This window comes from Actinomycetospora sp. NBC_00405 (assembly GCF_036044095.1).
Taxonomy (GTDB): Bacteria; Actinomycetota; Actinomycetes; order Mycobacteriales; family Pseudonocardiaceae; genus Actinomycetospora; species Actinomycetospora callitridis.
In genome coordinates this window covers 2,082,838-2,096,113 of record NZ_CP107938.1, presented here as the reverse complement: position 1 = coordinate 2,096,113, position 13,276 = coordinate 2,082,838, and the positions used below count along the sequence as shown (strand labels likewise).

The 13,276-nt window shown below is 75.9% G+C and carries 13 protein-coding genes; 10 read left to right on the top strand and 3 right to left on the bottom strand.

All coding sequences use genetic code 11. The features are described 5' to 3' along the window. Window positions 1–4 precede the first annotated feature (4 nt). Window positions 5–1,426, top strand: coding sequence for a hypothetical protein (locus tag OG774_RS10350; protein WP_328309132.1), 1,422 nt, complete (start codon window positions 5–7; stop codon window positions 1,424–1,426). A 21-nt stretch (window positions 1,427–1,447) separates the two neighbouring features. Here OG774_RS10350 and OG774_RS10345 read toward each other — a convergent pair whose 3' ends face one another. Both OG774_RS10345 and OG774_RS10340 read right to left on the bottom strand, forming a co-directional pair. Next, on the bottom strand, window positions 1,448–1,915 hold the full coding sequence (locus OG774_RS10345; protein WP_328309131.1) for a DUF4439 domain-containing protein: 468 nt from the start codon (window positions 1,913–1,915) through the stop codon (window positions 1,448–1,450). 7 nt (window positions 1,916–1,922) lie between these two features. After that, window positions 1,923–2,432 (bottom strand): hypothetical protein, encoded by a 510-nt coding sequence (locus OG774_RS10340; RefSeq protein WP_328309129.1) that lies wholly within the window; start codon window positions 2,430–2,432, stop codon window positions 1,923–1,925. 191 nt (window positions 2,433–2,623) lie between these two features. Here OG774_RS10340 and rimP point away from each other — a divergent pair, with 191 nt between their 5' ends. The 8 genes from rimP to OG774_RS10300 all read left to right on the top strand — a co-directional run bounded on the left by rimP (window position 2,624) and on the right by OG774_RS10300 (window position 11,366). Next, window positions 2,624–3,310 (top strand): ribosome maturation factor RimP, encoded by a 687-nt coding sequence (rimP, locus tag OG774_RS10335; RefSeq protein ID WP_328309127.1) that lies wholly within the window; start codon window positions 2,624–2,626, stop codon window positions 3,308–3,310. Then, window positions 3,307–4,443, top strand: coding sequence for a transcription termination factor NusA (gene nusA / locus OG774_RS10330; RefSeq protein ID WP_328309125.1), 1,137 nt, complete (start codon window positions 3,307–3,309; stop codon window positions 4,441–4,443). Before rimP ends, nusA begins: the two co-directional genes overlap by 4 nt. A gap of 3 nt (window positions 4,444–4,446) precedes the next feature. After that, window positions 4,447–4,860 carry a YlxR family protein gene (locus OG774_RS10325; RefSeq protein WP_442873970.1) on the top strand — a complete coding sequence of 138 codons (414 nt, stop codon included), beginning with the start codon at window positions 4,447–4,449 and terminating at the stop codon, window positions 4,858–4,860. 59 nt (window positions 4,861–4,919) lie between these two features. After that, entirely contained in the window at window positions 4,920–8,069 is a 3,150-nt protein-coding gene (gene infB / locus OG774_RS10320; protein ID WP_328309123.1) for a translation initiation factor IF-2, read from the top strand. Between the two features lie 74 nt (window positions 8,070–8,143). After that, window positions 8,144–8,440, top strand: coding sequence for a DUF503 domain-containing protein (locus OG774_RS10315; protein WP_328309120.1), 297 nt, complete (start codon window positions 8,144–8,146; stop codon window positions 8,438–8,440). A 57-nt stretch (window positions 8,441–8,497) separates the two neighbouring features. Continuing rightward, a complete protein-coding gene (gene rbfA / locus OG774_RS10310; RefSeq protein WP_274189129.1) occupies window positions 8,498–8,989 on the top strand; it encodes a 30S ribosome-binding factor RbfA in 492 nt (163 codons plus the stop codon). A gap of 44 nt (window positions 8,990–9,033) precedes the next feature. Further along, on the top strand, window positions 9,034–10,035 hold the full coding sequence (locus OG774_RS10305) for a DHH family phosphoesterase (protein WP_328309118.1): 1,002 nt from the start codon (window positions 9,034–9,036) through the stop codon (window positions 10,033–10,035). After that, entirely contained in the window at window positions 10,032–11,366 is a 1,335-nt protein-coding gene (locus OG774_RS10300; RefSeq protein ID WP_328309116.1) for an MATE family efflux transporter, read from the top strand. Before OG774_RS10305 ends, OG774_RS10300 begins: the two co-directional genes overlap by 4 nt. A gap of 22 nt (window positions 11,367–11,388) precedes the next feature. Here the strand turns inward: OG774_RS10300 and OG774_RS10295 are convergent, their stop codons facing one another. Beyond that, a complete protein-coding gene (locus OG774_RS10295; protein ID WP_328309114.1) occupies window positions 11,389–12,591 on the bottom strand; it encodes an MFS transporter in 1,203 nt (400 codons plus the stop codon). A gap of 90 nt (window positions 12,592–12,681) precedes the next feature. Between OG774_RS10295 and OG774_RS10290 the strand changes: the two genes are divergently transcribed. Then, on the top strand, window positions 12,682–13,245 hold the full coding sequence (locus tag OG774_RS10290; protein ID WP_328309113.1) for a TetR/AcrR family transcriptional regulator: 564 nt from the start codon (window positions 12,682–12,684) through the stop codon (window positions 13,243–13,245). Window positions 13,246–13,276 lie beyond the last annotated feature (31 nt).

Sequence of the window (13,276 nt, the reverse complement as noted above, 5' to 3'; positions counted from 1 at the left end):
TCGGATGCTGGTGCTGGCCCCCGATCCGCGCCTCGGTATCGCTCCGGAGCGGGTCTCGCGTGTGCGCGCCCTGCTCGAGGAGGGCTCACCGGGCGCGCGAGTGCCCGGTCTCGTCGTGGCGCTGCCCGGCGGGGCCGACGGCGTGCTCGACGCCGTGGTGCTGCGTCCCGACGGCGTGCTGGGCCTCGCCCCGCTGACCGCGGGTGAGCGCGAGAACGTCCGCGAGGCCGTCGCCGCCGGCGGCGGGCGCGGACCGCGCGGCGCCGACCCCACCGCTTCGGCGCCGTCGATCGACGCCGGCTCCGGGCCCTCGGCCCGCCAGGCCGCCGACGAGCTCGACCGCCTCCTGGGCCTGTCCGAGCCGCCGTGCGCCGCGCCGCGCCGCGTCCTCGGCACGCTCGGCGAGGACGACGTGGACGCCGGGGCCGGCGCCGCCCGCGCCGCGCTCAAGGCGCCGGTCGGCTCGTTCCGGGTGATCGACGTCGAGGACCTGCGCCGGCTGCTGCTGGCGTTCCGGCTGGGCGACCACGTGCCCGACACCGAGCGCCTCGCCGAGGCGGGCTTCCTCGCCCCCGAGACGCCTGCGCTCCAGGCGGGCGCCTCGCCCGAGACCACGCCCGTGCCCGTCCCCTCCGACTCGCCCTCGCCGGTCCCGGCGGCGCGGACGCCGCTGCCGGCCACCGGGCGGCTCCCGTCGTCGCCCGCGACGTCCGTCGCGCCCTACGACTCGTCGGAATCCGAGTCGTCGGTCCCCGGGTCCCCCGCGTCCTCCGGCCCGCGCCCGGGCGGGGCGATCGGCGGGCTGCTCGCCGGGCCGCGTCGCGCCGGCCGCGCGGCGCGCGGGCGCTACGGCGGCGCGCTGCCCGACTGGGTCTGGGGCTGGCGCGGCCTCACCCTCGCCGCCGTCGCGGCCTTCCTGGTCGCGCTCGGCCTCGCGTTCCTCGTGGGCCGCGCGGCCACCGGGGGCGGCGGCGAGCCCGACCCCGCGGCCACGCGCACCGTGGACGGCATCACCTTCACCCGCGAGATCGCGACCACCGACACGTCCTGCGAGGGCCACGCCTACGGCCAGGCGGCGGCGTTCCTGCGCGAGCGCGGCTGCCTGCACCTCGACCGGTCCCTGTGGTCGGCGAACGCCGAGGGCCGCGACGTCGTCGTGGCGGTGGCGACCGTCCAGATGCCCGACACGACCACGGCGGGCGCGTTCCGCTCGCTGGTCGACAGCAACGGGACGGGCAACATCAGCGACCTCCTGCGCGAGCAGCGCGGCTACCCCGGTGCGCCCGAGCAGCTCACCGGCCAGGGCTACGCGTCGGCCCAGCTGGGCGACCGCGTGGCGGTGGCCGAGGCCGACGGCATCGACCCCGGCTTCACCGACGGCGACGCCCTCGACCGCATCTCCCGCGCGGGGCTCGCCCTGCGCTGAGCAGGGTTCGGCCGGGCGGGCTCAGGTCTCCGAACCGTCCCCGGGGAACGGGGCGACGAGCGGGGTGCGCCCGGCCAGGCCGCGCCAGGTGACCGACACCGTCGCGGCCGCGGTCACCGCCTCGAGGGCGAGCCGGCGCAGCTCGCCGCCGGTCGCGGCCTCCGTGCGCTCGGCGACGGCCCGCCAGGCCGCCGCGACGTCGTCCTCGGCCACCGCCGCCAGCCCGGCCGCCGACGCGGCGTCGGTGACCGGCGAGGGCGGGCGGTAGGCCGCGGCCGCGGGCGGCGCGGCGATCCCGTCGCGGGCGAGCAGGGCGACCACCGCGTCGCGGCGTTCCCGGTGGGCCAGGGAGGCGGCGGACAGGCCGGTCGCCGTCGAGGCGGGCAGGAACGCCGACACCAGCCCGTACACCCAGATCGCGGCGTGCTCGGTGCCCAGCGCGGTGAGCAGCATCTCCCGGAGGTCGCCGTCGTCGAGAGGCTGTGTCATCCCGCCGTCACCCCAGCACCGTCACGTAGCCCGCGCAGCTGGCTGCGACGGAGGTCAGCAGGCCGCAGCGGGACGCCTCCACGGTCAGGGCGAGGGCGCCGGCGCCGTCGCGGGCGGTGCCCAGCGAGCGCCGCAGCGCGGTCACCGCGGCGGCCGCGCTCGCGGCCGGTCGGGCCGGCGCAGGGGTGGCGGCGGTGTCGACGGTCGCCGTCCGGTCGGGGCGCGCGCGGCGGATCTCGGCGGCGAGGGTGTCGGCGTGGGCCCGGCGGGCCCGGGACAGCGGGGTGAGGCGGCCGGCGAGCTCGGGGTACGCGGCGGCGGCCGCGGCGGCCGTCACGGCGTCGTCGCGCGCCGCGGCGAGCGGCTCCTCGAGGGGATCGGGGCCCTCCGGCCGGGCACAGCCCGCGCCGAGGGTCCCGGCCGCGGCGAGCCCGGCGAGCGCACCCGCACCCCGGAGCACCGTGCGGCGGGGTGTCCCGGTGCGGGCTCGGGCGGCGGTGACGACGGGGACGACCACGACGGGCCAGTCTGCCAGCCGCCCCGCGTCGCGGGTCCCGCCGCGCCGCCGCGGCCGGGGGAGGCCCGGAGGGTGAGCGCTAGGCTGGACCACTGCGCGCCCGCTTCCCGGGCGCCGCCCCGTTCCCGCCCGCCACGCCGCGCACGAGAGTCACCGGCGACCGCGGCGGGCCCCGCCCGTGAGGAGCACCGTTGTCCCCTGGGACGTCCCCTGCGCAGGCCGCCGAGCGCCTGCGCCCGGCCGTCGTCGACGTGGTCGAGGCCGCCGGCTTCGTGCTCGACGACCTGGAGGTGCGCCCGGCCGGGCGGCGCCAGGTCGTGCGCGTCGTGGTGGACACCGCCGAGGTGCCCGGTCCGCACGACCCGCCGGCGCCCGGCCCGGACCTCGACGCCGTCGCCGGCGTCAGCCGTGAGCTGTCCCGGGTGCTGGACGAGGCCGAGAAGACAGAGAGCGACAAGACAGAGACCGACAAGGCAGGGGGCGCGATCGCGGCCCCGGACGGCGAGTACACGCTCGAGGTGACGACGCCGGGCACCGACCGACCGCTCACCCGCCCGCACCACTGGCGGCGGGCCTGGCTGCGCCGGGTGGCGGTGACGCGCACCGACGGCGGCACGTTCACCGCGCGTGTGGGTCCGGTCGACGGGACCGACGGCGGGGACGAGGGCGACGGAGCCGCGACGACGGTGACCCTGGCGGAGGGCACGCCGCGCGGGCCGGTGCTGCACCGGCTCCCGCTGGCCGAGGTCCGGCAGGCCGTCGTGGAGGTCGAGTTCAAGCCGGCCCCGTCGTCGGAGGTGGACGCCCTGGTGGCGGCCGCGCTGGAGCAGGGTTCGGGACAGGGTGCGGAGACGCACGGACAGGGAGGACGGCCGTGAAGGTCGACATCGCCGCGCTGCGCGCCATCGAGCGGGACAAGGAGATCCCGTTCGAGACCGTGCTCTCCGCGATCGAGACCGCCCTGCTGACCGCCTACAAGCAGAACGGCGGCGAGCACCCGAAGGCCCGGGTCGAGGTGGACCGCAAGAGCGGCGAGGTCAGCGTGCTCGTCCCGGAGACCGGCGAGGACGGCGAGACGCTCGGGGAGTACGACGACACCCCCGAGGGCTTCGGCCGGATCGCCGCGGCGACCGCGCGCCAGGTGGTCGTCCAGCGGCTGCGCGACGCCGAGCACGAGCGGACGTTCGGCGAGTTCTCCGCCAAGGAGGGCGAGGTCGTCGCCGGCGTCGTCCAGCGGGACGCGCGGGCCAACGCCCGCGGCGTCGTCGTCGTCGAGATCGGCTCCATCGAGGGCGTGCTCCCCGCCGCCGAGCAGGTGCCCGGCGAGGCCTACGAGCACGGGGCGCGCCTGCGGTGCTACGTCGTCGGCGTCGTCCGCGGGGCGCGGGGCGTGCAGGTGACCCTCTCGCGCACCCACCCGAACCTCGTGCGCCGGCTCTTCGCCTTCGAGGTGCCCGAGATCGCCGCCGGGCACGTCGAGATCGTCTCGGTGGCCCGGGAGGCCGGGCACCGCTCCAAGATCGCCGTGCGGTCCACCGTGCCGGGCCTGGGCGCGAAGGGCGCGTGCATCGGCCCGATGGGCGCGCGGGTGCGCGGCGTGATGAGCGAGCTCAACGGCGAGAAGATCGACATCATCGACTGGGCGGAGGACCCGGCCGAGTACGTCGGCAACGCCCTCTCCCCGTCGAAGGTCGTGTCGGTGACGGTGGTGGACCTCAAGGCGCGCACCGCGCGGGTCGTCGTCCCGGACTTCCAGCTCTCCCTCGCCATCGGCAAGGAGGGGCAGAACGCCCGTCTGGCCGCGCGACTCACCGGATGGCGGATCGACATCCGGTCCGACGCGGAGCCGCCCCCGGAGGACCCCCCGGGGGACACGGCCCCGGAGGAGACGCCCGGGGAGACGCCCCGCTCGGTGGACAGCCCCGACGCTGCTCCGACCGGTGATCCGCGGGACGCCCTCGGTGTCCCCGGTGGCGGGGTCGAGTCCTCCTCGAGTGGCGCGGTAGAGTGACCGGTGGCCCGAACCCGCGAGCCCAGCCGTGGGGTGGCGCCGGATCGTGATCGTCGGGGTGATGATCTCGGGCCGGTGCGCACCTGTCTCGGATGTCGTCAGCGGGTCTCGGCGTCGGAACTCCTACGAGTGGTGGCCGCGGACGGGATCGTCGATCCCGACCCGCGGCGTCGGAAGCCCGGTCGAGGTGCGTGGGTGCACCCCGAGACGAGCTGCCTGCACCGCGCGGAGCGCCGGTCGGCGTTCCCCAGGGCGCTGCGCGTCCCGGGGCCGCTCGACACCGGGGCCCTGCACGCACTGCTCGACCAGGACCCCGGCGCCACTCCCACCGGGTTGCACGACCACCGCGACGACCGTCGCGTGCGGATGAGGAAGCAGGTCGACCCCCATGAGCCAGCCGTGAAGCCCTTCCGATGAAGGCACAGGCGTAGACACGAGGTCGCGGGCCCCCGCTGACCTCGAGGATGAGGAGATCAGTGGCAGGCAAGGCCCGGGTGCACGAGCTCGCGAAGGAGCTCGGCGTCACCAGCAAGCAGGTACTCACACAGCTCGAGTCTCTCGGCGAGTTCGTCAAGTCGGCGTCCTCGACGGTCGAGGCCCCGGTCGCGCGCAAGCTGCGCGACTCCATGTCCGGTGGTGGCAACAGCGGCGGTAGCCGTCGGCCCCGACCGGGCGCCGCGCCCGGCCCCCGCCCCGGCGGCGGACCGCGTCCCGGCCCCTCCGGCGACTCCTCGGGGTCGACCGGCGGCGCACCGCGCCCCGGTGCTGGTTCCGGTGCCACGCCCGGCCCGCGCCCCGGCGCCGGGTCCTCGGGCGGCGGCAACGGCGGCGCCCCGCGCCCCGGGCCCCCCGCTCCGCGCCCCGGCGCGACCCCCGGCCCCCGGCCCGACGCCGCTCCGGCGGCCGCCGAGACGCCGGCGCCCGCCGCTCCCGAGGCTCCGGCCGCGGCGGCGAGCACGGGCACGGCCGGCACGGCCGGCACCTCGGAGCAGAGCGCGCCCCGTCCCACGGGCGGCGACCGCCCGCGTCCGGGCGGCATCCCGCGTCCCGGTGCGGACCGTCAGGGTGGCGGCGGCGACCAGCGTCAGGGCGGCAACCGTCCCGGCCCGCAGCAGCAGCAGCGTCCCGCCGCTGCGGCGGCCGACAGCCAGGCCGGCGGCGACGCGTCGACCGTGCCGCCCCGTCCGGCGGCGCCGAAGCCCGGCCCGAAGTCGCCGCGCGTCGGCAACAACCCCTTCGGCGTGGGCTCCGGTGCCCCGCCGCGCCCGCAGCGTCAGCAGCAGCCCGGGCAGGCCCCGGGTCAGGCACCCGGCCAGGCGCCGGGTCAGGGTCCGCGTCCGCCGCGTGACGGAGACGCCCCCGCGCCGCGCCCGCCGCGTGACGGCGAGCGTCCGGCCGCGGCCGACCGTCCGCCCCGTCCCGGTGGCGGCAGCGCGACGCCCGGCAACATGCCCCCGCGTCCGAACCCCGGCATGATGCCGGCCCGTCCGGCCGGTCCTCCCGGTCGTGGCGGCCCCGGTGGCGCCCGTCCGGGTGGTCCCGGCGGCGGCCGCGGTGGCCCTCCCGGCCGCGGCGGTCCCGGTGGCGGCGGCGGTGGCTTCCGTCCCGGTGGCGGTGGCGGCGGTGCCCCGGCCGGTGGCGGTTTCCGCCCCGGCGGCGGCGGTGGCCGTCCGGGTGGTCCCGGTGGCCGTGGTCGTGGCGGCGGTGCCGCGGGTGCCTTCGGGCGCGCCGGTGGTCCGGTCCGTCGTGGACGCAAGTCGAAGCGTCAGAAGCGTCAGGAATTCGACAACATGCAGGCCCCCTCGGTCGGCGGCGTCCGCCTGCCGAAGGGCAAGGGCGAGACGGTCCGGCTCCCGCGTGGTGCCTCGCTGACCGACTTCGCGGAGAAGATCGACGCGAACCCGGCGTCGCTCGTGCAGGTGCTGTTCCACCTCGGTGAGATGGTCACGGCTACCCAGTCGGTGTCCGACGACGTCCTCGAGCTGCTCGGCGGCGAGATGAACTACGACGTCCAGGTCGTCTCCCCGGAGGAGGAGGACCGCGAGCTGCTCGAGTCGTTCTCGCTGACCTACGGGTCGGACGACGGCGACGACGAGGACCTCGAGGCCCGCCCGCCGGTCGTCACGGTCATGGGTCACGTCGACCACGGCAAGACGCGCCTCCTCGACACCATCCGCAAGACGAAGGTGGCCGAGGGCGAGGCGGGTGGCATCACCCAGCACATCGGCGCGTACCAGGTCGACACCGAGCTCGAGGGCGTCGAGCGGAAGATCACCTTCATCGACACCCCGGGTCACGAGGCGTTCACCGCCATGCGTGCCCGAGGCGCGAAGTCCACGGACATCGCGGTGATCGTGGTCGCGGCCGACGACGGCGTCATGCCCCAGACGATCGAGGCGATCAACCACGCGCAGGCGGCCGACGTGCCGATCGTGGTGGCGGTCAACAAGATCGACAAGGAGGGCGCCAACCCGGCCAAGATCCGGCAGCAGCTCACCGAGTACAACCTCGTCGCCGAGGAGTTCGGCGGCGACACGATGTTCGTCGACATCTCCGCGCGGCAGAACATCAACATCGACGGCCTCCTCGAGGCCGTGCTGCTCACCGCGGACGCGTCGCTGGACCTCCGGGCCAACCCGGACATGGAGGCCCAGGGTGTCGCGATCGAGGCGCACCTCGACCGCGGCCGCGGCCCGGTGGCCACGGTGCTGGTCCAGCGCGGCACGCTGCGCGTCGGCGACTCGGTCGTCGCCGGCGACGCCTCGGGCCGTGTGCGACGGATGCTCGACGAGTTCGGCGAGGACGTGAAGGAGGCGCTGCCCTCCCGCCCGGTGCAGGTCATCGGGTTCACGTCGGTGCCGGGCGCGGGCGACACGTTCCTCGTCGTCGACGAGGACCGCGTGGCGCGCCAGATCGCCGACCGCCGTCGTGCCCGCGAGCGCAACGCGCAGCTGGCGAGCCGTCGCAAGCGCGTCAGCCTCGAGGACCTCGACGCGGCGTTGAAGGAGACCAACGAGCTCAACCTGATCATCAAGGGTGACAACTCGGGAACCGTCGAGGCTCTCGAGGACGCGCTCATGAAGATCGATGTGGGCGAGGAGGTCCAGCTGCGGGTGCTGCACCGCGGCGTCGGTGCGATCACCGAGGGCGACATCAACCTCGCGATCGCCTCCGACGTCATCGTCCTGGGCTTCAACGTCCGGGCCGAGGGCAAGGCCACGGAGCTGGCGACCCGCGAGGGCGTCGACATCCGCTACTACTCGGTGATCTACCAGGCCATCGACGAGATCGAGCAGGCCCTCAAGGGCATGCTCAAGCCGATCTACGAGGAGGTCGAGCTCGGCACCGCGGAGATCCGCGATGTCTTCCGCTCCTCGAAGGTGGGCACGATCGCCGGTTGCCTCGTGACCGACGGGATCATCCGCCGCAACGCCAAGGCCCGCCTGGTGCGCGACGGTGCCGTGATCGCCGAGAGCCTCACCATCAGCTCGCTGAAGAGGTTCAAGGACGACGCGACCGAGGTCCGCGACGGCTACGAGTGTGGCCTCACGCTCGGGTCGTTCAACGACATCAAGGTCGACGACAAGATCATGACCTACGAGATGCGGGAGAAGCCCCGCGAGTAGGTGCGGTCAGCACTCGTGGGTGGTTGTCCGTGCCCCCGGGCACGGGCAACCACTCACAAGGCCGGAGGCCAGAGGTGTACGTGGGTGCGCTCGAGCTCGACCTGCTCCTCGGGGAGGTCGGCTCGATCAAGCAGGTGCGCTCGGTGATCCGGCCCGTCGTGGCGGAGCTCAAGCGCCGCTACGCCGTCTCGGTCGCCGAGGCCGGCCATCTCGACCTGCACCGCCGCGCCCTCATCGGGGTCGCCGCGGTGGCGGCCGACCCCGGGCACGTCACCGACGTGCTCGACCACTGCGAGCGCCTGGTGGCCGCCCACCCCGAGTTCCAGGTGCTCTCCGCGCGGACCCGCTGGCTGGGCCCGCACGACGACTGACCCACCCACGGGGGCTCCGCCCCCGTGAACCCCCCGACGACACCCCTGGAGGACGCCATGGCCGACGCGCCACGGGCCCGCAGGCTCGCCAAGCGGATCTCCCAGATCGTCGCCTCCACGCTGGAGCACGAGGTCAAGGACCCGCGCCTGGCGATGGTGACGATCACCGACACCCGCATCACCCCGGACCTCCGCGACGCCACGGTGTACTACACCGTCTACGGCGGCGAGCAGGAGCGCACCGGGTCGGCCGCCGCCCTGGCCAGCGCCAAGGGCGTCGTGCGCAGCGCCGTCGGGCGCCAGACCGGGGTGCGGTTCACGCCGACCCTGGAGTTCGTCCCCGACGTGATCCCCGAGGGCGCCGCCCGCCTCGACGAGGTGCTCGAGGGCGTCCGCCAGGCCGACGCCGAGGTCGCGACGCTCGCCGTCGGCGCCTCCTACGCCGGCGAGGCCGACCCGTACCGCAAGCCCCGCGAGGACGGCGACGACGAGGACGACCTCGACGACGTCCCGGTGGGCGACGAGGAGCCGTCCCGCCCGACGGGCTGAGCGGGCACACGACGGGCAGGCACGCGAAGGGGTATCCACCGGCCATGGTGGCGGTCGACGACGCGAGCCGGTCCGTCCGTCTCGAGGAGGCGGTGGGCGTGCTCACCGCCGCCCACCAGGTGGTACTGCTCACCCACGTCAACCCGGACGCCGACGCGCTCGGCAGCGCGCTGGCCCTCGGGCTCGCGCTGCACCGGCGCGGGGCCGAGGTCCAGGTGTCGTTCGGCGCGCCCGAGCGTCCCGCCGAGTCGTTGCGCGACCTCGACGTGGCCGGGCTCGTGGTCCCCGCCGGCGAGGTCGTGGCGGCCCCCGAGCTGCTCGTCGTCCTCGACACCGGCAGCGTCGACCGTCTCGGCCCGCTGGCCGGCCGCGCCGACACGGCGGGCACGACCCTGGTGATCGACCACCACGTGTCCAACACCGGCTTCGGCACCCTCTACTACGTCGACCCGCGGGCCGAGGCCACCGCTGTCATGGTGCTGCACCTGCTCGACGCCATGGGCGCGCCCGTCGACCTGCCGACCGCACGCTGCCTGTACGCGGGCCTGGTCACCGACACCCGCAACTTCCGGGCCGCCTCGCCGGACACCCACGCGATGGCCGCCCGCCTGCTCGTCGCGGGCGTCGACGCCGAGGCCGTGACGCGCCCGCTGCTCGACACCCACCCGTTCTCCTGGCTCGCGATGCTCTCGGCCGTCCTGGCCACCGCTCGCCTCGAGGCCGGGGAGGCGCGCGGGCTCGGGCTCGTGCACGCCCTGGTCGAGCGCGAGCACGTCGACAGCGGCCGGCAGGAGGAGGTCGAGAGCGTCATCGACGTCCTGCGCACCACCGCCGAGGCCGAGGTCGCCGTCGTGCTCAAGCAGGTCGGCGAGCACCGGTGGACGGCCAACATGCGCTCGAAGGGCGGTATCGACGTCGCCGCCGCGGCCTCCGCGCTGGGGGGCGGCGGGCATCGTGTGTCCTCCGGCTTCACCCTCGACGGCGACGCCCCCGCGATCCTCGACCGTGTCCGGCGCGCGCTCGCCGACGCCCCCCTGCTGGGATGACCACGGCTCCTCCCGACACCGACCCCGGGGCGCGGCGGGTCCTCGCGCTGGCGTCGTCGGCGCTGGTGGTGCTGGTCGCCGAGCCGCTCTACCTGCTCGTCGACACCGCCGTCGTCGGCCACCTGGGCGCGGTCCCGCTGGCGGGTCTCGCCGTGGGCGGGGTCGTGCTGGCCCAGGTGGCGAGCCTGGGCACGTTCCTCGCCTACGGCACCACCGCGCGCGCCGCGCGCCACCACGGCGCCGGGAACCGGGCCGCCGCCGTCGCCGAGGGGGTGGCGGCGACCTGGATCGCGGTGCTCGTCGGGCTGCTCGTGGTGGCGGTCGTCTGGCTCGCGGCGCCCTGGGTGGCCGACCTGCTCGGCGGCGGGGGAGCGGTGAGCGATGCCGCCACCGGCTGGCTCCGAATCGCGGTGTGGGGCGCGCCGGGCATCCTCGTCGCGCTCGCCGGCCACGGGTGGATGCGCGGGGTGCAGTACACGCGCCGGCCGATCGTCGTGGTGCTCGCCGGCAACGGGCTCTCGGCGGTGCTGTGCCCGCTGCTGGTGTACGGGATCGGCCCCTTCCCGGCCCTGGGGCTCGAGGGCTCGGCGTGGGCGAACGTCGGGGCGCAGGCGACGGTGGGCCTGTTGTTCGTCGGCGCGCTGGTGCTCGAACGCGTCTCGCTGCGCCCGCGCCTCGCCGACATGCGGGCGCAGTTCGGGCTCGGCCGCGACCTGCTGCTGCGCAGCGCCGCGTTCCAGGCCTGCTTCCTGTCGGCGACGGCCGTGGCGGCGCGTTTCGGGGCCCCGTCGGTGGCGGCCCACCAGATCGTGCTGCAGCTCTGGACGTTCATGGTCACCGTCCTGGACGCGCTGGCCATCGCGGCGCAGTCGCTGGTGGGGGCGGCGCTGGGGGCGGCGTCGGTGGGGGTCGCGCGGCGCGTGAGCGGGCGGGTCACCCGCTACGGCCTCGTGCTGGGCGTCGTCGCCGGTCTGGTGTTCGCGGCGACCGCGGGCGTGCTGCCGGGCGTGTTCACCCCCGACCCCGCGGTGCGGGACGTCGTGCCGCAGGCCTGGTGGTTCTTCGTCGCGCTCCAGCCGATCGCCGCCTACGTCTTCGCGCTCGACGGGGTGCTGCTCGGCGCCGGCGACGCGGCCTACCTGCGTCGGATCACCGTCGGCTCCGCCCTGGGCGCCTTCCTGCCGACCATCTGGCTCTCGCTGGTGCTCGACTGGGGGCTCGCCGGCATCTGGGCGGGACTGTCGCTGTTCATCGTCGCCCGCGCGGTGGCCGTCGGGCTGCGGGTCCGGGGCGAGGCCTGGGCGGTGACGGGGACCGGGACGGGGACGTGACGACATCTCATCGGTGCGGGGCTCATCGGTGTTCGGGGCGCGGGCGCACGGCCGCGCCCAGGACGAGGAGGGTCGTCGCGGCGAGGAAGGCGCCCGCGAGGGTGAGGTGGTCGGCCAGCAGGCCGAGCAGCGGGGCGCCGAGGGCCTGGCCGAGGGCGATGAGCAGGAAGGCGGCGCCCACCCCGAGCACCGGGCGGTCCGGGAACACGCGCGTCCCCCACAGCAGCAGCATGCCGCTCAGGGCGATGTAGACGCCGCCGAAGACCGCGGCGCCGGCGAAGACCGCCACCGTCGTGGAGGCCGCCAGGCCGAGCGCGAGGGTCGCCGCCGCGACCAGCAGCATCGCGGCGCTCCAGGCCCGTGCGAGCCCGAGGCGGGCGACCACGTCGCCGGCGAGGGCGCCGAGCAGACCGGCCGCGCCGAGCACGATCCAGGAGCCGGTGGAGACGAGCTCGCTCGCACCGGCGCTGCTGACGACGTCGCGCCCGAACGTCCAGACCGCCGAGCTGCCGGCGCCGAAGACCAGGGCGGCCGCGAGCATCCGGGCCGTGCCGAGCCGCCGTCGCCACGCACGCGGGCGTGCGGGCGGGGTCGCGCTGCCGGCGGGCCGTGGGGCGATCGCCCGCGGCACCGCGACCGCGACCGCGACGGTGACACCGAGGGCGGCGAGGCCGAACGCCGCCCAGGCCCATCGCCAGGTGTCGGCCAGCAGCAGCGCGACCGGTCCGGAGACGAGGACCCCGAGGCCGGTGCCGGCGTTGACCACCGTCTGCACCCGGTCCGCCCGCTCGGACGGGACCCGGTGCGCGATGGCCTGGGCCAGCGGCGGTGACGCCAGGCCGGTGCTCGATCCGGCGACCACGACGCCGACGGTGAGCACGGCGGTGGTCGGGGCGAGCGCGATGAGCCCGGTGCCGGTGGCGGCGCACAGACCCGCGGCGACCGCCACCGCCCGCGCGCCCCACCGGGCGGCCGCCGCGGTCGAGGCGACGATCGCCACGCAGTAGCCCACGTAGCTGCTCGAGGCGATGGCGCCGACGGTCGCGGCGTCGAGCGCGAACTCCGTCCGGAACACCGGCACGAACAGTCCGTAGGCGAACCGCGCCAGCCCGTAGCACACCGCGATCAACAGCAGGCCGCTCAGCGCCAGCGGCACCGTCCCGGCCCGCCCGTCCCCGGCCGGTCCGGCCGACGGTGGCCTCGTCGTCGCCTCCACGCACGTCATGTCCGCACCTCTCCTAGTAACCCGACCGGTATAGCTACCGTGTGCCCGTTGTACTAGAATGTCAACCCACCGGTCGGTATAGTCAGCGGTGTGCGGAACGAGAAGGCGCTGACACCGGCGGGCGCCCGGGTGCTGGACGTGGCGAGCGAGCTCTTCTACCGCGACGGCATCAACACCGTCGGCGTCGCTCTGATCGCCGACACGGCCGGCGTCACCAAGAAGACCCTCTACGACTGCTTCGGCTCCAAGGCGAACCTGATCGTCAGCTACCTGCGGCGCCGCCACGAACGCTGGTGGTCACATCTCGAGCAGCGCCTGGCGCAGGCGCCCGAGCCGGGACCGCTGGTCCTCTTCGACGCCTACCTCGACCACCCGGGCCTCGACGTCAGCCGCGGCTGCGCGTTTCTCAACGCCGCCGCCGAGCTTCCCGCCGACCATCCCGGGATGACCGTGGTGCGCGAGCACAAGGACGCCGTCCTCGCGCGGCTCGCCGAGCTGGTGGCCGACTCCGTGCCGGACGCCGACCCCACCGTGACCGAGGAGCTGTTCCTCGTCCTCGAGGGCGCCACCGCGCATCTCCGTCTCGGCGGTCGTGACCGCACCGTCGCGGCGCGCGCGGTCACGGTCGAGAGGCTCGCGGCCGCGACGTCGTGATCGACATCGTTGTCGGGGGTCGGGCGACCGC